The organism is Streptomyces sp. NBC_01233 (genome assembly GCF_035989305.1).
GTDB lineage: Bacteria > Actinomycetota > Actinomycetes > Streptomycetales > Streptomycetaceae > Streptomyces.
Window position 1 is genome coordinate 8,616,918 of the sequence record NZ_CP108514.1, and the last position, 18,732, is coordinate 8,635,649.

The following is an 18,732-nucleotide window of genomic DNA, read 5'->3' on the forward strand; positions in this document are numbered from 1 at the left end:
TGATCCCGCGTCACCAGGAGGTGAAGTCGTAGACCGCCGGGCAGTAGGGGTCCTCGGCCTCCGAGGCGTTCCAGTCGAGCTCGTCGCGTACGAGGGAGGGCAGCGCCGCCATCGTCCCGGTGAACCCCCCTCGTACGGCTCCCTCCCCGTCCCTCAGTGCGATGTCCACACCGATCCGCGCGGCCGGCCCGGCGGCCGCGGCGGTGCCGGCCGTCCGGTCGACGTACGGTCGTACCGTGGCGGGGCCGACCAGCAGGAAACCGGCGAGCAGCAGCTCGGGCTCGGGGTCCCGATCCCCGCCGTAGTAACCGATCATGGAGACGGCGGCGTGCAGCGCGTCGGTGAGGTCGTACGCGGGTTTCTCCAGGAACCGCCAGGTCGCGGGGCGGGCGTCGATGACGGGGATGCCCAGGCCGTCCGCGGCCGGGGCGGCGGCCGGGTCCGGTCCGCCGGCGGCCAGCTGCCGCAGCACCGCGGCGATGACGCTCCACGGGATGTTGCAGTCGTGGGAGGCATCGACCAGGGGCAGGTCGTAGGCGACCGAACTGTCCAGGTCGCGGCCGTCCCACAGGACCACGCGGGTGGTGTCCGGGCGTCCCGGCGGCGGCACCACCCCGCGTACGGGCCGGCCCGCTTCCCCGGTGGCGCCCACGGCCCCGGGCGCCGGGGAGACGTGGCGCTGCAACGCCCTGACCACGACGCGGTGCAGTCCGTTCAGGTCCGCCTCGGTCCAGGCCGAGGGTGCGTCCGCTGAGGTCATGCCCCATTCTGCGGTGCCGTGCCCGGGTTTGCGGGGACACCGCACCAGACGCCCCGCCCCGCCTGACGCCCCGCCACGCCACGCCCGACACTCCCGCCACTGACCTGTCGCAGCGAAGTTAGTCGGCCGGGTCCTGCCGACCTGCGTGGACTATGTTGCGTGAGACGGGTTCTCCGAGGTGTTCCTGGTGGCTTCGTCGGTGACAGCCGGGCTCATGCACAATTTCCGTGAGGACGATCAACGGGTTCGGTCTCGGTGTCTAGGGCCTGTCCGGCGGATCAGGCCGGGCGGCCCACCGGCGCTGAATCGCTGTAGCGATCCGCCGGATAAGGTGGAGCAGGTTGGGCCCGTCGATAAATACCTCGACATCGGTCGCGGTGATCGGGGACGCTTCGCGCGATGACCAGAATCGACGACACACCTCCCGCGTGGGACGAGCGCACCCAGCTCACCACGTTCCTCGACTACACACGTGACACCGCCCGCGCCAAGTGCGAGGGCGTCTCCGCAGAGAACGCTCGCAAGGCGCTCCTGTCGGGCTCACCGCTGATGACCATGAGCGGAGTGATCAACCACCTCCGCTGGGTCGAGTACTACTGGTTCCAGGTGGTCTTCCTCGGCGAGGAAGACCGGGGCCCCTGGACCGAGGAGGACCCCGACCGCGAGATGCGTATCGCCGTCGACTTCCCACTCACGCAGTTGCTCGACGAATACGCCGAACAGAGCGCCTGCTACCGCGAACTGGTCGCCGGGAACGGCCTGGACGACCAGGCCAAGCGAGCCGTCCGCAACGGCCTCCACGTCGACCTGCGCTGGATCCTCCTCCACCTCACCGAGGAAACAGCCCGCCACAACGGCCACCTGGACATCCTGCGCGAGATGCTCGACGGCACGACCGGCGACTAGATCCGGCGGAGATCATGGGCGGAGCCAGAGTCGGATCGAGGCGACGGCGACGGTGCCGTGGGGGCGGCTCGCAGAGGTAGGTCCGAAGGTGTCCGGCCCTGAGATGGTTGGCGGCAGCGAGGCGTTCGATGAAGGAATTGAATCCCTCGCCGGCGATGGGCCGGACCTGGATGGGCAGTGCGATCAGGCGGCCGGGTCGATGGTGGGCTTGCTTCTGCCGGTTCCTCATGGCTGCTGGTAGCGCTTCATGTGCCGGCCGCGGTGGATGTAGTAGAGCAGGGACGAGTAGGACACGGAGTAGTCGTGCGCATCCATCAGCTCCGCCCAGATGGCTCTGCCGCGAGCCCCTCGGGCGAGCATGTCGTCGACCAGGAGGATGACGGGGATCATGACCGGATCCTTGCGGAACTTCACAACACGATCAGCGGGCCGTGCGGTGTCCAGCACGCGCCGTACTGCTCGCTGTGAGACCTCGTAACGCTCAGACAGTGCACGAATGGTCATGGTCCCGTCGCGCGCGTCATTGGCGATGAGGAAGGACATTTCGCCACGGTTCGGAAACAGGTCCTTGCCGGGGTAACGGGGGTTGGGCTTGAGGCGCCTTCGGGGCGAACTTGCGTCCGCGAGCGCCCGCTCCAGTGCCTGGGGAGACCGTCCGGCGGCGTCGGCGAGTCGGTCCAGGAGGGGTTTGCCGAACCAGAACGGCGGTCCGCAGAGGTATCCGTGCAGGTAGCTGGGCTTGAGGTGGTTGGCGCGGGCGAGACGTCGGATGAAGGAGTCGGTTTCCTCACCGAGTCGCGGTGCGACCTGGACGGGCAGCCGGGCCAGCCGCCCCGGCAGGGCCCCGGTCATAGGGTGGCCGCCTTCTTCAGTGGCTTCCCCCTGGTCTCCGCAGCGTGGTCCAGGGGGATCGCGTCGATCCCTTCCTTGGTCACGCGTTCGGTGCCGGTCAGGATCGCGTCGATCGCGGCCCCTCGGATGGCATGGGACAACGCTCCGATCATGCCGTCAGCCCGGTTGTGGAGGTAACGGTCCAGCTTGACCAGGCTGCCCGGCGGGTGACCGTGCAGCAGCAGGGTCGCCTCCATGGTCGCGACCAGGCCCTTCCACTCCTCGCCATAGGGGAACGGGCGGGTGGGGACGAGGGTGAAACGGCCCGCGATCTGAGCGCCCCGGGTGCCGGCCAACAGCTCGCTGGTTTCGAGATTGATGCCCGCGTAAACGAGTCGCCGGAATCCGCTCGGAGAAGTACTTCAGCGTGTCGGAGACCTCGGCTCCGGCCCGTGTGACCTGCGAGACGTTGTGGATCTCATCGACAAGGACCAGGCCGGTGCGGGTGTCAGTACAGACGCCGACCACCGCCTCGATGATGTCCGTCATGTTCGACCTGCCCCGGACCGGCAGGCCCAGGAAACGCGCAAATTCGGCGGCGACCATGCGGGCCGTCGCCGCGGGCGGGACGGTGATGTAGAGCACCGGGATGCGGTCGGTGGAGTTCGGATGACGGGCCCGGTCGAGGAGCTCGTGGGCGAGCCCGAGCTGGGTGATGGCGCTGGTTTTGCCGTGCCGGGCAGCCCAGAGACCATCAGGCCGCGGCGGGCACTGATCGCGTGCCGGTTGAGCAAGACCAGCCTGCGGCCGCAGACCACCGTCTTCTCGACGAACGAGGTGGCGACCACGAGCATCCGGGCGTGATGATCGAGCCGGTCCTCGTCGTAGAGCGTCCGCTCAGCCGCAGACAGCCTTCGCAATTGATCCGCAGACAGCATGACCACGGGCTGGGGCGGGCCGGCGGTGAACCTCCGCCATTCGTCCAGGGTGGTCAGCTGCAGGTTGGCCTCGGCGTCGGCCTCCTGCAGAACGGTATGCCGGACTGGCGGTTCGGAGATGGTCACGTGCGCCTCCAGGGGTTCGCGAGCGGGTCGAACAGGCCCAGCGGGATGACCTCGGCCAGCTCGGTGTCCGCCTGGTGTTCCTGAGCGTCCTCGGCGACGGGCGGATCGGGGGCCGACCGCTCGGAGACGGTGGCCCGGGTCCGAGCGGCGACGCGCCGGGACCGCTTGGCCGCGGGGCCCGTCTTCGGAGCGGGGCCGTCATGAGCCCGTCGCAGCAGGGTTGCAGCGGCGTCCGCGATCTGTTCCTCGGTGCCGCCGGGGACCTGTTCGCAGGCGTGGTCCCAGGCCAGCTCTCCGAACGGGACGCCGACGCGGCGCAGGTGCTTCCAGAACACTGTGATCCACCGATCGTGCTGGCGGTCGCGTACCCAGATCCGGGAGATGTCGTAGGGATCATGGTGGATCTCCCACAACCCCTTCTTCTCCACCACCCCGGAATGCTGGCGGCGCAGAGGGCCCAACTCCATATCGTCGTAGGTGCGGTGTTTGATCCGGATGCCGTAGCTGTTGATCGCCTGCCAGCGCTCAGGCAACAGCTCGATGTAGTCCTCGCCGTTCAGCGGGACCGGGACGTAGCCGCAGGACCGCAGCAACATCGCGTACTTCTCGTTCGGCGAGAACGCCCGCTTCGGAGCGTCCGGGTCGCGCAGCCCGTCATGTGGTCTCGTCTGCCAGACGGCGATGATCCACTCGTCGAGAAGATTCTGGAGTTCGGGCAGCGACCACAAGGGCCCGTCTCCCAGCTTCCGGCCACGGCGGTCCGGGTTCGAGCCGGTGTAACCCGCGACGAACTGGGCGAACAGCGTGGCCACCGAGCCCAGAGTCTTCTCGATCGTTCCCTTGTCGGTCGGCGTCGCCTTGTGGGCCGGTTGCAGATTGATGCCCAGATATCGGCAGGAGGCACGGAAGTTGTTCGAGATGAACACCTTGCCGTGGTCGCAGACGATCGTCTCCGGAACGATCACCGGCCGTGCTGCCGCGTGCTCCAGGCGCTCGTCCAAGCTCAGCAACCGCCGGTGCGGCAGCACCGAACGGGACATTCGCAGAGCCTCTGACCAGCCAGGACGCATCGCCTCCGGAGTGACGCTTCGTCCGCTGCCTTGGTGGTCGGCCGTAGCACCGCAGCCGTGATCGACCTGGTCGCGATATCGACCATTGCGGTCAACTCGACCTTCTCCGCGATCCCGTCGTCCAGCCGCACCAGCACATCCAGCGGGGTCGAGTCGATCTGCATCAGCTCACCCGGAGCACTTGCCGGGACTTCCCCGAACGGGCCGGGCGGCCGGGCGTTGACCGACCGGCGGGCGCTGGCCGACCCCGTCGCGTGAGTGCCGATCGCCAACTTGTCGTAGAGCCGGTAGAGGGTGGCCCGTGAGGGAACCTCGATGGCGGCGGCGTCCTTGCGGCGGGCCAGGATCTCCTTCGCCCGCCAGACGATGAACCCGATCGTCTTCGACGAATCCTCGCCTGTCTCGCCGATCGCCTGCCGCATCGCCTCCACCACCGCATCGACCTTGCCGAAGACCGGCATCTGCTTGGCCGACCGGCCATCCGCCAGTCCGATCAACCCGTCTCGCTGATAGCGCTGGCGCCGCTGCTTGACCCCGCTGGCCGTCACCTGATGCCCGGCCGCCGTCAGCTCGGCAGCCTTCGCGCGCTCGCGCTCAGCGAGTGAATGCCGCTTCGGGTCGAACTGCGGCCGGGGAACCGCTCCTTCGGCGGCGTCCGGAGCAAGGCCGTGCATCACCTCCAGGATGTGCTCCTCCCACCAGCAGGCCCGTTCGGCCGCCGTCTCGGGAAACTCCGCGAGCCGGGCTGTGGGCGGGACCTTCCGCCCCCTCCCGCTCACCCGACACCCCTGCTGGTCAGGCCCACGACCGTGCGCGGTCCCATCAGCTCGACCGACAGATCCGCAGCGGCCAGCTCCTGAATCCAGAGGAGATGGAACAGGGCCGGCAGCATCGCGAGCCGGTCACCGGCCGCATCCGCCCCGTCCAGCAGCGGCCTCGGAGTCGCGAAGACCTCGCGCAGCCGGTCCACGGCCGTGCGGTGCAGGCACCGCGGGTGCCGGTAACGTGACAGCCACCGGACATTCGCCGCCAGCACCGCCTCCGGCACCCCGACCCGCTCGAATCCCCACCCCGCCTGAGCACAGGCGAACTGGGTCACCTCGAACGCCTCCGCGTCCTTGGGCTCGATCCGCTCATCCGCGCGGACGTCTATGACCACTGCCGAGCCGTCCGCGCGGCGTACGAAGTAGTCCGGGGCGTGCCGACGCTCCCGCTTGCCGTCGTGCCAGTGCAGCCAGAACGGCTGCGAGGCGATCCCCACGACGCCGGGATCGGAGTCCATGAGCACAAGCCGGTCCCGTTCCAGCCAGGACTCGAAGCCGACGTGCTGCCCGGTCGTCGCTGACCAGTACCAGCCGGAGAAGTGACGCTCACCACGAGACCACCGAAACGGCCGTACGGGCGGTGTGTCCTCAAAGCGGGCCGTCACACAGTCCAGCAGTGGACGCCGTCGCCGCTGGCGTACAGCGTCCACGTACGACAGCTCGACGTACGTCTCCGCAAGATCCACTCCAGCCAGCACAGCCACCCAGTCCCCCCCCAGTGCGTCCATCCGCACGCCTAGGTTCGCTGAGACGGAAAGCCAAACGACTCGGTTCGGTGAGTAAACGCCTCGATTGGATGAGAGCGGTCAGCCACGCGTGACGCGGACGACACCGCACTTGAGGGGCATTTCTGGCAAGTTTGCATATATGAGTACGGCTACCCGCAGATCTGCCCTGACCGACTGGACCCTCGTGGTCCCCCTGGTGGCGCTCGTCGCACTCGTCCTCAGCTGGGGACGCGACCTGCCCGCGCTCGGGGTGGTGCTGGTCGCGCTCTGCCTCGCGGGAGCGGTGCTGGCGGCCGTCCACCACGCCGAGGTCGTCGCCCTCCGGGTCGGGGAACCCTTCGGCTCCCTCGTGCTCGCCGTCGCGGTCACCGTCATCGAAGTGGCCCTCATCGTCACCCTGATGGCCGACGGCGGGGACAAGACCGCCTCGCTCGCCGGGGACACCGTCTTCGCCGCCGTCATGATCACCTGTAACGGCATCGTCGGCCTGTCCCTGTTCGTCAGAGCCCTGCGCAACAGGGTCGCGGTCTTCAACCCCGAGGGTTCCGGCGCGGCGCTCGCCACCGTCGCGACCCTCGCCGTCCTCAGCCTGGTGCTGCCGACCTTCACCACGAGCAAGCCCGGCCCGGAGTTCTCCACCGCCCAGCTGGCCTTCGCCGCCGTCGCCTCGCTCGCCCTCTACGGCCTGTTCGTCGCCGTCCAGACCGTCCGCCACCGGGACTACTTCCTGCCCGTGGAAACCGAGCGGCCGGCCGACGAGCCCGGCGGCCGAGGCGGCCAGGGCGGCCAAGACGTAAACGAGGACCACGCGGCCCCGCCCACCGCCCGCGCCGCCCTGATCAGCCTCGGCCTGCTGCTGGTCGCACTCGTCGCGGTGGTCGGCGACGCCAAGGCCGTCTCCCCGACCATCGAGAAGGGCGTCGCCGACGCCGGCCTGCCCAACGCCGTCGTCGGCGTGATCATCGCCCTGCTCGTCCTGCTGCCCGAGACCCTGGCCGCCGTCCGCGCCGCCCGCCGCGGCCGCGTCCAGACCAGCCTCAACCTGGCCTGCGGCTCCGCCATCGCCAGCATCGGCCTGACCATCCCGGCCATCGCCCTGGCCTCGATCTGGCTCTCCGGCCCGCTCTTGCTCGGCCTCGGTCCGGTCCACATGGTGCTGCTCGCCCTGACCGTCGTGGTCAGCGCCCTCACCATCGCCCCCGGCCGCGCCACCCTGCTCCAGGGCGGTGTGCACATCGTGCTGCTGGCCGCGTACCTCTTCCTGGCCGTCAGCCCCTGAGGGCCGGCGGCCAGGAGGAGGTCGCGCTCACCGCCGCTCGCGGGCCCAGACCACCTTCAGCTGCGGCGAGGTGAGGATGTCCCGCTCGCAGAAGCGCGCCGTGACCCACCGCTCCTGGGAGAACAGCCGGGTCTGGTCCGCGGAGTACGGCGAGCCGGGGTTCGAGGACTGGCCGTACGTCAACAGGGTGCGCGCCACCGGGCAGTGGCCGCGGTCCCAGCCGACCGCCTGGATGTGGCTGGAGCCGTGCGTGACCTCCGGGTAGCCGCCGGCCGCCGCGTTCCACGGTGCCTCGATCTTGTTCCAGACGCCGAGCGCCTCCGTACCGCCGCCCACCGGCAGCTTCCGCCCGCCCCGCACCACGAACTGGTGCTCGCCCAGCGGGGCGTCCAGAGCGATTCCGGCGGCCCTCAGCTCGGCCACGGCGTCCGCGAGCGCCCGCCCGAGGCCGGGCGCCGCCTGGTTGAGCGTACGGGGGGTGCGTACGGGATCGGCCGCCGAGAAGGGCACCAGCCACAGGTCCTTGGCCGCGGTCGAAGTCGTCAGCCTGGGCCAGAACCGGTCGAAGAGGAGCGCGCCGCGGCTGGAGCTGTCGGTCGTACGGTCCCAGCCCGCCAGGACCGGGCAGGCGGCCGAGACGTCCACCGTGCTCCCGTCGCTGCCGGTGGCCGTGCCGCCGGGCAGCGCGGCGCAGGCCTTCGCCGCGTCGGCCGCCGCGAGATCACCGGCCGGGACCCGGTTGGCGAACTGCTGCTTCTGCAGGTCGGACACGGTCAGCCGACCCCTCGCGGCCATCGCCGAGACGTCCTCGATCGCGCCGCGCGTGCGCATCGAGCGCGGGGTGGCGACGTTGCCCCAGACCTGCTCGTAGCCGGTCAGCGGCCGCTCCGCATGGGCCAGCCAGGCGCTGTCGTTGGAGTTCTCGGCGTACGGGGCGTCGCGCAGCGTCGGCGCCTTCGCGGGGCCGAACACGCCCGGCTGCACCGCGTCCGGATCCGAGCCGAGCGCGCAGTCCGTGCGCGAGCCGTCCAGCACCGCCAGCCCCGAGGCCGGGTACATGGCCCGGCCCAGCGGCGTGGAGCAGCGGGCCGCGAGCTCGTCGGTGATCCGCGGGACCACCTGGGACTGGGTGAAGAGGGTGCCGCCCGCGGAGTCGGCGGCCACGGTGTTGACCCAGGGCAGGCCCTGCGTGCGGGCCAGCGCGTCCTGGATCCCGGCGACCGAGCGGGCCTTGCCCATCGCCAGGGCGGTGTCGGAGCCGCGCAGGTTCGCCGCGTTGGGATCGTTCAGGGCATACGCCGTGCCGGCCGTCCAGGGCAGCGGCAGGCCCGGGCCGAGGTGCGAGACGACCGGTCCGTAGCGCGTCCACCACTGGATACGGGTGACCGGATCACCGCCGGACACCGGGACGGTGACGGACCGCCGGGTCATCCTCTCCGGCTTGCCGTCGACCAGGTAGGCGGTCGGGTCGGCCGGGTCGAGGGTGAGCTGGTGCAGGCTGACGGGCGTGCCGGTGGCCACGGTGTGGCTCCACGCCACCTTCTCGTTGAAGCCGATGTTGACCACGGTGGTGCCGAGGAGGGAGCCGCCCGAGACGTTCAGCTCGCCCGGGATGGTCTGCTGCGACTGCCAGAAGCGGCGCCCGCCCTGCCACGGATAGTGCGGGTTGCCGAGCAGCAGCCCGCTGCCGCTCGCCATGGTGGAACCGGCGAAGGCCACCGCGTTGGAGCCCATGTCGTACCGGCCGGCCTCGAAGAACTCGCGCGCCGCCTCGGCCGCCGTCGCCGGATCGGGCTCGGCGGCCGGGCCACGGGCCTCCGCCTGCGCGCCGGGCGCCGCTGCGGCGGGTGGCTGTGCACCCGGTGGCCGGGCGGCCGTGATGCCGTCGATGCCACGCCCCTGGCCGCCGAGGACGGAGACCGCGAAGCCGCGGGCGGCCACGTCGGTGGTGGTGACCGGGCGGACCCAGGCGGCGCCCCTGCAGGCGGGGTCGCTGATCCTGTTCCGGGCGAGCCAGGCGTTGTACCCGGCGGCCCAGCCGCGCATCAGCTCCTTGAGGTCCTTCGTGGGACCGGCCGGGGCGGGGGTCGCCAGCAGCTTCTCCACCGAGCCGGACTCGCGGACGCCCTTGAAGTACAGATCGCTGGAGAGGTTCCGGGTCGCGGAGGAGAGGGATCCGTCGGGTGCGGCGTCGGGCCCGAACCAGCGCGAACGCTCACCGGCGACGGTCACGAACCCGTCGGCGAGGACACAGACCTGGTCGGCCGCCTGAGCCCAGCCGGTGCCGAAGCCGAGCTGGGCGTAATCGCGGGCGAGGATGTGGGGGATGCCGTTCTCGGTGTACCGGATGACGGCGGACAGACCGCCGCCGGCCGGTAACCGGTCACCGGTCGCCGCCGAGGCCTGCGGCATCGCGGCCGTCGCGGCGAGCAGCGCGGCGCCGGCGAGGGCGACGCGGCGGAGTATCGGACGGGTGCTGAGCTGCAAAGTGCCTCCCAAGTAGCCTGCGGATGGGCATGGTTGCCCGTGGGACAGGCGTGCGTCCGTGCCCCCACACTCATGCAGGCGGTCCGATGATCTGTCAACATCCCGCTTGGTATCCCGGTTATTGACCTTGGGAGTGCGGGGGACGAGGATCGCGCCATGACGGCATCGCGAGCGGGGCGGGCGGAGCAGGCAGGGTCGGCGGAGCGAGCCGTGCAGGAAGGGCGGGCGGGGCAGACCGTGCGGTGCAACACGGTCGACGGGCTGGTGCGCGACACCGCGCGACGGGTTCCCGACCGCCTCGCCGTCCGCTACCGCGACCGGAACTGGACGTACGCGGAACTCGATGCGGCCGTCACCACCGGCGCCGCCGTCCTGCGGGAGCGGTACGGGCTGGCCGAGGGCGACCGCGTCGCCACCTTCGCCCACAACTGCGACGCCTATCTCCTCGCCTTCCTCGCCTGCGCCCGGGCCGGGCTCATCCACGTCCCGGTGAACCAGAACCTCACCGGCGAGGACCTCGCCCACATCCTGGACGACTCGGCGAGCGCCCTGGTCCTCGCCGACCCGGACCTGGCCGGGCGGGTCCCCGGCGGACATCCCGTACGGGCGCTGCGCGACGCCCCCGGCTCCTTCCTCGCGGAACTGGCCGAGCCGCTGTCCTTTGAAGACGACGCGGACCCGGGCCGGCTGGCGCAGCTGCTCTACACCTCGGGGACCACCGCCCTGCCCAAGGGCGCGAAGATGACCCACCGGGCCCTCGCCCACGAGTACGAGAGCGCGATCGAGGCGCTGGACCTGGCCGAGGAGGACCGGCCGGTGCACTCGCTGCCGCTGTACCACTCGGCGCAGATGCACGTCTTCCTGCTCCCGTACCTCGCGGTGGGGGCGCGCAACACCATCCTGGACGCGCCGGTCGCGGAGCAGGTCTTCGACCTGGTGGAGGCGGGGGAGGCGGACAGCCTCTTCGCCCCGCCCACCGTGTGGATCGGCCTGGCCAACCACCCGGAGTTCGCGGTGCGTGAGCTGGGCGCGCTGAGGAAGGCGTACTACGGGGCCTCGATCATGCCGGTTCCGGTCCTGGAACGGCTGCGCGAGCGGCTGCCCGGCCTCGGCTTCTACAACTGCTTCGGCCAGAGCGAGATCGGCCCGCTGGCCACCGTGCTCGGGCCGGACGAACACGAGGGGCGGATGGACTCCTGCGGACGGCCGGTGCGCCACGTCGAGGCGAAGGTCGTCGACGAGGACGGCAAGGACGTGCCGGACGGAACGCCGGGCGAGGTGGTCTACCGCTCGCCACAGCTGTGCCTCGGCTACTGGAACGACCCGGTGGCCACGGAGAAGGCCTTCCGGGACGGCTGGTTCCGCTCGGGCGACCTCGCGGTGCGCGATGCGCAGGGGTACTTCACGGTCGTGGACCGGGTGAAGGACGTCATCAACTCGGGCGGGGTGCTGGTCGCCTCGCGCCAGGTGGAGGACGTGCTCTACACCCATCCGGGGGTGGCGGAGGCGGCGGTGGTCGGGCTCCCGGACGAGCGGTGGATCGAGGCGGTCACGGCGGTCGTGGTTCCGCGCGGGGAAGTGACCGAGGCGGACCTGATGACGTACGCACGGGAGAAGCTCGCCCACTTCAAGGCCCCGAAGCGGGTGCTCTTCGTGGACGCCCTCCCGCGCAACGCCAGCGGCAAGATCCTCAAGCGGGAACTCCGCGACCGCTTCGGAGAAACCTCCGCCTCCTAGGTGTATTGCCCTGTGAGGTTGGGGACCCGGCCGGCGCGGTCAGTGCGGCGGGCGCGGCCAGTGGGGGTGCGGGGCGTGGGGCGGGAAGGCTTCGGGGGGCAGGAGTCCGCTGTGGCGCAGGCGCCGCAGGGTGAGGTGTTCGTGGACGAGGCGGCCGACGAGTGCGCCGCCGTAGACCACGAAGCCGACGCCGACCAGCCAGGACTGGACGACCAGCAGGGTGCCGAAGGGGCCGTACGTCACCGCGTTGGAAGCGATGAGCGGGGAGAACACCAGCTGCGAGAAGATCCGCAGCCCCAGCAGGCCGAGGCTGGTCGCCACCGCTCCCGGCACCAGGGCCCGCCAGCGGACCCGGCCGCCGAGCAGCAGGCGCTGGGAGGCGACGAAGAACAGGCAGGTGCCGAGGAGGTCGCCCACCGTGCCGAGGATCGTGCCGATGACGTCGTTCGAGGGTGCGGGGATCTCGACGAGCAGGGCGAGGTAGCAGACCAGCAGGGCGAGCCAGACGACGTGCCGCCACATGGTGTGCCAGCGCGCGGTCGGCAGGTCCCAGACCTTCTCGTACCCGGTCTGCACGGCCGAACCGAAGGTCAGGCCGAACACGGCGAGCGCTGCCAGACCGAAGGCGGTGGTCCGCTCCAGCGCCAGGTCCGCGGCGCTGAACAGCATCTCGACCCGGGCCCGCGAGGACGGCGCCACCCCGAGGGCCTGGCCGAGCCACCGGCCGAAGCCGGAACCGCTGCCGGGTGCGGCGGCCGCGACGACGACCAGCAGAGGCACCAGGGTGAGGAACCCGAGGGCCGCGAAGCCCATCGCCCGGTGCATCAGCTCCATCTCCCGGCCCCGGCTCCAGGCCAGCCCGATGTGGGAGCCCTGGAGCCGGTCGTGAAGCTGCCGGAAGATCGAGGTCACAAGTCATGCACTACCCGCGAGGGCGATCCCGCTCCCGGGAGCCGCCCGGAATTGGGCCCGAAGGGGTGGTTTCAGCCGTCCGGACGCGTGTCTGCCACTTCCCCCGCACTGCGGAGGTCCACCAGCCTCTTGATCTTCCCCACCGAACGCTCCAGGGTCTCCGGGTCGACGACCTCGACCCGGACGGAGACCCCGATCCCCTCCTTGACGGACCGGACGACCCGGGCGGCCGCGGCCGCCCGTGCCTCCGTGTCCGTCTCCCTGCGGGCCTCCACCCGTACCGTCAGGGCGTCCATCCGTCCTTCCCGGGTCAGCCGCAGCTGGAAGTGCGGCGCCAGGCCGGACGTCCGCAGAAGTATCTCCTCGATCTGGGTCGGGTACAGGTTCACCCCACGCAGGATGATCATGTCATCGCTGCGGCCTGTGATCTTCTCCATCCGGCGGAACGCGGGCCGGGCCGTGCCGGGCAGCAGCCGTGTCAGATCCCGGGTGCGGTAGCGGATGACGGGCATGGCCTCCTTGGTGAGCGAGGTGAACACCAGCTCGCCCTGCTCCCCCTCCGGCAGGACCGCGCCCGTCAGCGGATCGACCACCTCCGGGTAGAAGTGGTCCTCCCAGATGTGCAGGCCGTCCTTGTGCGAGGCGAACTCCTGCGCCACGCCCGGGCCCATGACCTCGGACAGGCCGTAGATGTCCACCGCGTCTATGCCGAGCCGCTCCTCGATCTCCCGGCGCATCTCCTCGGTCCACGGCTCCGCGCCGAAGATGCCGGTGCGCAGAGAGGTGGCGCGGGGATCGATGCCCTGGCGCTCCATCTCGTCGAGCAGGGTCAGCATGTAGGACGGGGTGACCATGATGACCTCCGGCCGGAAGTCCTCGATGAGCCGGACCTGGCGGTCCGTCATCCCGCCCGAGGCGGGCACGACCGTACAGCCGAGACGCTCCGCACCGTAGTGCGCGCCGAGGCCGCCGGTAAACAGTCCGTAGCCGTAGGCGATGTGGACGATCTGGCCGGGCCGGCCGCCCGCCGCACGTATGGACCGGGCGACGACATCGGCCCAGGTGGCGAGGTCCCCGTCGGTGTACCCCACGACCGTGGGGCGCCCGGTGGTGCCGCTGGAGGCGTGGATGCGGCGCACCTCGGAGCGGGGCACGGCGAACATCCCGAAGGGGTACTGGTCGCGCAGATCGGCCTTGGCGGTGAAGGGGAACAGGGCGAGATCGGCGAGCGAGCGGCAGTCGTCCGGATGGACGCCCGCCTTGTCGAAGGCCTGCCGGTAGAACGGCACGTTTTCGTAGGCGCGGTGCAGGGTCGCGCGCAGCCGCGTCAGCTGGAGGGCGGCCAGCTCGTCGCGGCTCAGCCGCTCGCCTTCGTCGTGGAGATCCGCGTGCACCGCCATGCCGTCACCTCATCCTGAGTGAACCGAACGATCATTCGGTAGATTGCCAGGACCGGGCACGCTAAATCAATGACTCGAACGAGTGATCGCCTGTTGTGATGGCTCCCATGCCTACCTTCACCACCTACGACGGAACCGAGCTCGCCTATCACCTGCAAGGCGAGGGCGCACCGCTGATCTGCCTCCCGGGCGGCGCCATGCGGGCCTCCGAATACCTGGGCGACCTCGGCGGACTGGCCGCCGGCCGCCGTCTCATCCTGCTTGACCTGCGCGGTACGGGCGACTCCGCGATACCGGCGGACGAGTCGACGTACCGCGTCGACCACCAGGTCGCCGACGTCGAGGCACTCCGGACACACCTCGGCCTGGACCGCATGGACCTCCTCGCCCACTCGGCCGGCGGCAACCTCGCCCAGCTCTACGCGGCCGCGCACCCGCAGCGGCTGCGCCGGACCGTCCTGGTCACGCCGACCGCGTGGGCGGTGGACCTCCCGGTCACCCCGGAGCAGCGGCTGGAGGGGGCCCGGCTGCGCGCGGGAACCGAGCCGTACGACACGGCCATCGAGGCCTACGGGCGCATCCTCGCGGGCGACGGCCGTGGCGAGGCGGACTGGGACCTGGCCGCGCCGCTGTTCTACGGGCGCTGGGACGAGACGGCCCGGGCTCACTGCGCGGCGAACGGACGGCAGCAGAACGAGAAGGCCGCCGACGCCTACGCGGGCCCCGGCGCCTTCGACCCGCCCGCCACCAGGGAAGGCCTGCGGCAGCTGACGGGCGAGGTGCTGGTGCTGGCCGGGGAGCTGGACGGGAACCCCCGTCCGGCGCTGGCGGCCCGGCTCGCCGCGTTGTTCCCCGCGGGATCGCTCGACGTCCAGGCCGGGGCCGGGCACTTCCCGTGGCTGGACGACGCCTGGTTCGCCGCCCGGGTGGAGCGCTTCCTCACCTCCGGCACCTGACGCCCGGCGAGTACGTCGCCCCGCCCAGCCGCCCAGCCGCCCAGCCCGGCGAGACCGCCCGTGGGCGGGCTCGCCGGGGCCCGCCCGGGCTCCCCGAGCCGGTCAGTCGGCAGTCCGGCGCAGCACCAGGGAGACGAAGCCCCAGGTGTCCCGGTAGACGCGCAGCCATTCGGAGCGCCGGAGGGTGGCGGTTTCGAGGGCTTGCGCGCTGTCCTGATGAGCAGGGTGGTCCAGGGCCCACGAGGCCAGCGACCCCCAGCAGGCCCATTCGTAGTCGTCCAGCTCGCGGCGCGTGCTGACGTGCCCGCAGACGGGGGTCCATCCGTCGGCCACGACACGGTCCACGGTGGTCGCCAAGTCGGTGAAGTCCCCGAGCATCTCGATCGCCTCCTGGGAGGGGGTGCGGTCCCAGAACCCTTCGCCCATCAGGACGCGGCCGCCCGGAGCCAGGTGCCTGCGGGCCGCCGCGAGGGTGGGGAGCAGACCGCCGAAGGCATGTGTGGCCCCGACGCTCAGCACGAGGTCGAACGGCTGTGGCGAGACGAAGTCCTCGGCTGGCCGCTCGTGGAGGACGAGGCGTTCCCGGAGGCCGAGCCGGCCCGCCGCCGAGCGGGCCTGCGCAAGGGCGTCCTCGGAGATGTCGACGCCCTCGGCGTGCAGCCGCGGTCGCGCGGCCAGGGCGCGGAGGAGCCATTCCCCGCCGCCGCAACCGAGGTCGAGCACGCGCTCGTCGCCACGCGGGGCGCCGCGTTCGAGGAGCCGGTTCACGGATTCGTCGTCGAGCGGGGCCTTGATCGGGTGATCGGCATGGGCGATCCGGGAGATCTGTTCACGGTTCACCGGGACACGTTGTCAGCGCCGGGGTTCCGCTCGCATCCTGTTCTGAAGGGGCTGGACCGCCCGGGATCCGGCCCCCCGCCCTGTGCCGTCAGCCGTCCTCTCCGTATCCCTACCCCTGGGGGGCCGTGGCCGCCTCCGTCGCCACCGCCTTCGCCCAGCGGTAGTCGGCCTTGCCGCTCGGGGAGCGTTGGATGGCGGGTGCGACGACCAGTTGGCGCGGGATCTTGTAGCCCGCCAGGCGGGTGCGGCAGTGGCTCTGGATCTCGTCCAGGGTCGGCACCGGTGAACCGGCGCGGACCTGGACCACGGCCGCCACGTGGCTGCCCCACGTCGGGTCCGGGACACCGGCGACCAGGGCGTCGTACACGTCGGGGTGGGACTTCAGCGCCTGTTCCACCTCCTCCGGATACACCTTCTCGCCGCCCGTGTTGATGCACTGCGAGCCCCGCCCGAGCACCGTGACGATGCCCTGCTCGTCGACCGTCGCCATGTCGCCGAGCAGCACCCAGCGCTCCGCGCCCTTCCGGAAGAAGGTCTCGGCGGTCTTGGCCGGGTCGTTGTAGTAGCCGAGCGGGACGTGCCCGCGCTGCGCGAGCCGCCCCGGCACGCCTACCGCGACCGGCTCGTGCGTCACCGGGTCCACCACCTGCGTACGGTCGTTGACCACCAGGCGGAAGCCCTTCTCCGGGCCGGAGTCGTCCGCGGCCCGGCCGTTGGATCCGGACTCGGACGACCCGAAGTTGTTCAGGAGCAGCACGTTCGGCACCAGCCGCTGGAACTCGGCGCGCACCGTCTCGGACATGATCGCCCCGGAGGAGGACACGCTGAACAGAGAGGACAGGTCCGTGCCCTGGAGCGGGCCGTTCAAGGCGTCGATGAGCGGCCGGAGCATCGCGTCGCCGACCAGCGACACGCTGGAGACCTTCTCCTTCTCGATCGTGCGGAGCACCTCTTCGGGCGCGTACTTGCGGTGGATGACCACCCGCTGGCCGTAGTTGAAGGCGATGAACGAGGTCAGGGTCGACGTGCCGTGCATCAGCGGGGGAGCGGGGAAGAAGGTGAGCCCGGCGCCCTTCGACGCGACCCGTTCGGCCAGCTCCTCCGGCCGCTTCACCGGCTCGCCCGACGGCTCGCCGCCGAAGAGCCCGGCGAAGAAGAGGTCCTCCGCCCGCCACATGACGCCCTTGGGCATGCCCGTCGTGCCGCCGGTGTAGATGATGAACAGGTCGTCGGGGCTGCGCGGCGGGAAACCCCGCTCGGCCGAGCCTGCCGTCTCGGCGCCGGCGTACGCCACCGGCGCGACCGAGGGCTCCGGGGCTCCCCCGGGGGCCTCCCCGACCCGGATCAGGTGCCGGAGCTTCGCCGTCTGCGGCAGCGCGGCCGCGACCCGCTCGGTGAACTCGCCCTCGAAGACGAGCGCGGCGAGATCGGCGTCGTTGTAGAGGTAGACCAGCTCCTCCTCCACGTACCGGTAGTTGACGTTCACCGGGACCAGCCGGGCCTTGAGGCAGGCCAGTATGGTCTGGAGGTACTCGATCCCGTTGTAGAGGTGCAGCCCCAGGTGCTCGCCGGGCTTCAGGCCGCTGTCCAGCAGGTGGTGCGCGATCCGGTTCGCCGCCGCGTCCAGTTCCGCGTACGTGAGGCGGCGCTCGGCGCCGGTCCCGGGGTGGTCCACGTAGACGAGGGCCTCACGGTCCGGGACCACGTCCACGACCGACTCGAACAGGTCGGCAAGGTTGTACTCCACCGTTCCTCCTGACCCCGAATGTTCCCGACGACTGGCCCCGTGGCTGGTCTGCTCGGCGGTCATTAGAGCGCCGGAGCCGGCAACTGGGAAGGGCGCCGCCCAAGAAATCTGACTGAGTGTCAGAAAACTATTGAACTGCACCCGCCCCTACTGCAACCTGTTCTAGGTCTTGAGACGGGAGGACGGCAATGGGTGGGACAGAACACCTGACCGTGGAACGGCACGGCGCCACGCTGGTGCTCACCATGAACAGGCCCGAGGCGAAGAACGCGCTCTCGCTGCCGCTGCTGGTGGGCCTGTACGACGGCTGGCTGGAGGCGGACGCCGACGACACGATCCGCTCGGTCGTCCTGACCGGCGCCGGCGGGGACTTCTGCGCCGGCATGGACCTCAAGGCGCTGGCCGGGAAGGGGATGGCGGGCGACCGGTACCGGGACCGCCTCAAGGCCGATCCCGACCTGCACTGGAAGGCGATGCTCCGTCACCACCGGCCGCGCAAGCCGGTGATCGCGGCGGTGGAGGGCTACTGCGTGGCGGGCGGGACGGAGATCCTGCAGGGCACGGACATCCGGGTGGCGGGCGAGGGGGCCACCTTCGGGCTCTTCGAGGTCAAGCGGGGGCTGTTCCCGATCGGCGGCTCCACGGTGCGGCTGGCGCGCCAGATCCCGCGCACGCACGCCCTGGAGATGCTGCTGACCGGGCGCCCGTACTCCGCGGAGGAGGCGGCGCGGATCGGGCTCGTCGGGCGGGTGGTGCCGGACGGCACGGCGCTGGAGGCGGCGCTGGAGACCGCGGAGCGGATCAACGCGTGCGGGCCGCTGGCAGTGGAGGCGGTGAAGGCGTCGGTCTACGAGACGGCCGAGATGACGGAGACGGAGGGGCTGGCCTCGGAGTTGCTGCGGGGGTGGCCGATCTTCGACACGGCGGATGCGAAGGAGGGGGCGCGGGCCTTCGCGGAGAAGCGGCCCGCGCTGTACCGGCGGGAGTAGCCGCCGCGTTGCCGCCGGGGCTCCGCCCCGCACCCCGCGCCTCAAACGCCGGCGGGGCTGGGATGTGCCGGCGGAGCTCAAAGATCGGGGCTCCGCCCCGGACCCTCCCCCAGACTCCGTCCGGGGGGACCCCCACGCCTCAAACGACGGCGGGCTGGATTTGCCGGCGGGGCCGGGGAGACACCCGGAACCAACACATCGG

At 71.1% G+C, this 18,732-nt stretch carries 15 protein-coding genes and 1 pseudogene; 5 read left to right on the top strand and 11 right to left on the bottom strand.

Annotation, left to right across the window (positions count from 1 at the left end; genetic code table 11):
- Nucleotides 1-10 precede the first annotated feature (10 nt).
- Nucleotides 11-760, bottom strand: coding sequence for a hypothetical protein (locus OG332_RS40215; RefSeq protein ID WP_327418078.1), 750 nt, complete (start codon nt 758-760; stop codon nt 11-13).
- A gap of 399 nt (nt 761-1,159) precedes the next feature.
- Here OG332_RS40215 and OG332_RS40220 point away from each other — a divergent pair, with 399 nt between their 5' ends.
- On the top strand, nt 1,160-1,666 hold the full coding sequence (locus OG332_RS40220; protein ID WP_327418079.1) for a DinB family protein: 507 nt from the start codon (nt 1,160-1,162) through the stop codon (nt 1,664-1,666).
- 225 nt (nt 1,667-1,891) lie between these two features.
- On the opposite strand, the gene OG332_RS40225 is transcribed toward OG332_RS40220, so the two are convergent.
- The 5 genes and pseudogenes from OG332_RS40225 to OG332_RS40245 form a co-directional block, all read right to left on the bottom strand.
- The gene (locus OG332_RS40225; protein WP_327418080.1) at nt 1,892-2,518 is read right to left on the bottom strand and encodes a hypothetical protein; all 627 of its coding nucleotides are present in this window, start codon (nt 2,516-2,518) and stop codon (nt 1,892-1,894) included.
- Nucleotides 2,515-3,561, bottom strand: a pseudogene (locus OG332_RS40230) (ATP-binding protein). The gene OG332_RS40225 and the pseudogene OG332_RS40230 overlap by 4 nt, the downstream one beginning before the upstream one ends.
- Nucleotides 3,558-4,601 (bottom strand): Mu transposase C-terminal domain-containing protein, encoded by a 1,044-nt coding sequence (locus OG332_RS40235; RefSeq protein WP_327418081.1) that lies wholly within the window; start codon nt 4,599-4,601, stop codon nt 3,558-3,560. Before OG332_RS40235 ends, OG332_RS40230 begins: the two are co-directional and overlap by 4 nt.
- Nucleotides 4,565-5,305 carry a hypothetical protein gene (locus OG332_RS40240; RefSeq protein ID WP_327418082.1) on the bottom strand — a complete coding sequence of 247 codons (741 nt, stop codon included), beginning with the start codon at nt 5,303-5,305 and terminating at the stop codon, nt 4,565-4,567. The genes OG332_RS40235 and OG332_RS40240 overlap by 37 nt, the downstream gene beginning before the upstream one ends.
- 101 nt (nt 5,306-5,406) lie before the next feature.
- A complete protein-coding gene (locus tag OG332_RS40245; RefSeq protein ID WP_327418083.1) occupies nt 5,407-6,183 on the bottom strand; it encodes a TnsA-like heteromeric transposase endonuclease subunit in 777 nt (258 codons plus the stop codon).
- A 139-nt stretch (nt 6,184-6,322) separates the two neighbouring features.
- Between OG332_RS40245 and OG332_RS40250 the strand changes: the two genes are divergently transcribed.
- The gene (locus OG332_RS40250; RefSeq protein WP_327418084.1) at nt 6,323-7,462 is read left to right on the top strand and encodes a calcium:proton antiporter; all 1,140 of its coding nucleotides are present in this window, start codon (nt 6,323-6,325) and stop codon (nt 7,460-7,462) included.
- Between the two features lie 27 nt (nt 7,463-7,489).
- On the opposite strand, the gene OG332_RS40255 is transcribed toward OG332_RS40250, so the two are convergent.
- On the bottom strand, nt 7,490-9,949 hold the full coding sequence (locus tag OG332_RS40255; protein WP_327418085.1) for a penicillin acylase family protein: 2,460 nt from the start codon (nt 9,947-9,949) through the stop codon (nt 7,490-7,492).
- A gap of 156 nt (nt 9,950-10,105) precedes the next feature.
- On the opposite strand from OG332_RS40255, the gene OG332_RS40260 reads away from it, so the two are divergent.
- Nucleotides 10,106-11,686, top strand: a complete 1,581-nt coding sequence (locus OG332_RS40260; protein WP_327418086.1) for a fatty acyl-CoA synthetase — start codon at nt 10,106-10,108, stop codon at nt 11,684-11,686.
- A 39-nt stretch (nt 11,687-11,725) separates the two neighbouring features.
- Here OG332_RS40260 and OG332_RS40265 read toward each other — a convergent pair whose 3' ends face one another.
- Together OG332_RS40265 and paaK are read right to left on the bottom strand one after the other, a co-directional pair.
- Nucleotides 11,726-12,598, bottom strand: coding sequence for a YhjD/YihY/BrkB family envelope integrity protein (locus tag OG332_RS40265; protein ID WP_327418087.1), 873 nt, complete (start codon nt 12,596-12,598; stop codon nt 11,726-11,728).
- A 71-nt stretch (nt 12,599-12,669) separates the two neighbouring features.
- On the bottom strand, nt 12,670-13,998 hold the full coding sequence (gene paaK / locus OG332_RS40270) for a phenylacetate--CoA ligase PaaK (RefSeq protein WP_327418088.1): 1,329 nt from the start codon (nt 13,996-13,998) through the stop codon (nt 12,670-12,672).
- Between the two features lie 107 nt (nt 13,999-14,105).
- Between paaK and OG332_RS40275 the strand changes: the two genes are divergently transcribed.
- Nucleotides 14,106-14,954, top strand: a complete 849-nt coding sequence (locus OG332_RS40275; protein WP_327418089.1) for an alpha/beta fold hydrolase — start codon at nt 14,106-14,108, stop codon at nt 14,952-14,954.
- Between the two features lie 102 nt (nt 14,955-15,056).
- On the opposite strand, the gene OG332_RS40280 is transcribed toward OG332_RS40275, so the two are convergent.
- Together OG332_RS40280 and OG332_RS40285 are read right to left on the bottom strand one after the other, a co-directional pair.
- The gene (locus tag OG332_RS40280) at nt 15,057-15,794 is read right to left on the bottom strand and encodes an SAM-dependent methyltransferase (protein ID WP_327418090.1); all 738 of its coding nucleotides are present in this window, start codon (nt 15,792-15,794) and stop codon (nt 15,057-15,059) included.
- A 109-nt stretch (nt 15,795-15,903) separates the two neighbouring features.
- On the bottom strand, nt 15,904-17,541 hold the full coding sequence (locus OG332_RS40285) for an acyl-CoA synthetase (RefSeq protein WP_327418091.1): 1,638 nt from the start codon (nt 17,539-17,541) through the stop codon (nt 15,904-15,906).
- 188 nt (nt 17,542-17,729) lie between these two features.
- Between OG332_RS40285 and OG332_RS40290 the strand changes: the two genes are divergently transcribed.
- Nucleotides 17,730-18,530, top strand: a complete 801-nt coding sequence (locus OG332_RS40290) for a crotonase/enoyl-CoA hydratase family protein (protein ID WP_327418092.1) — start codon at nt 17,730-17,732, stop codon at nt 18,528-18,530.
- Nucleotides 18,531-18,732 lie beyond the last annotated feature (202 nt).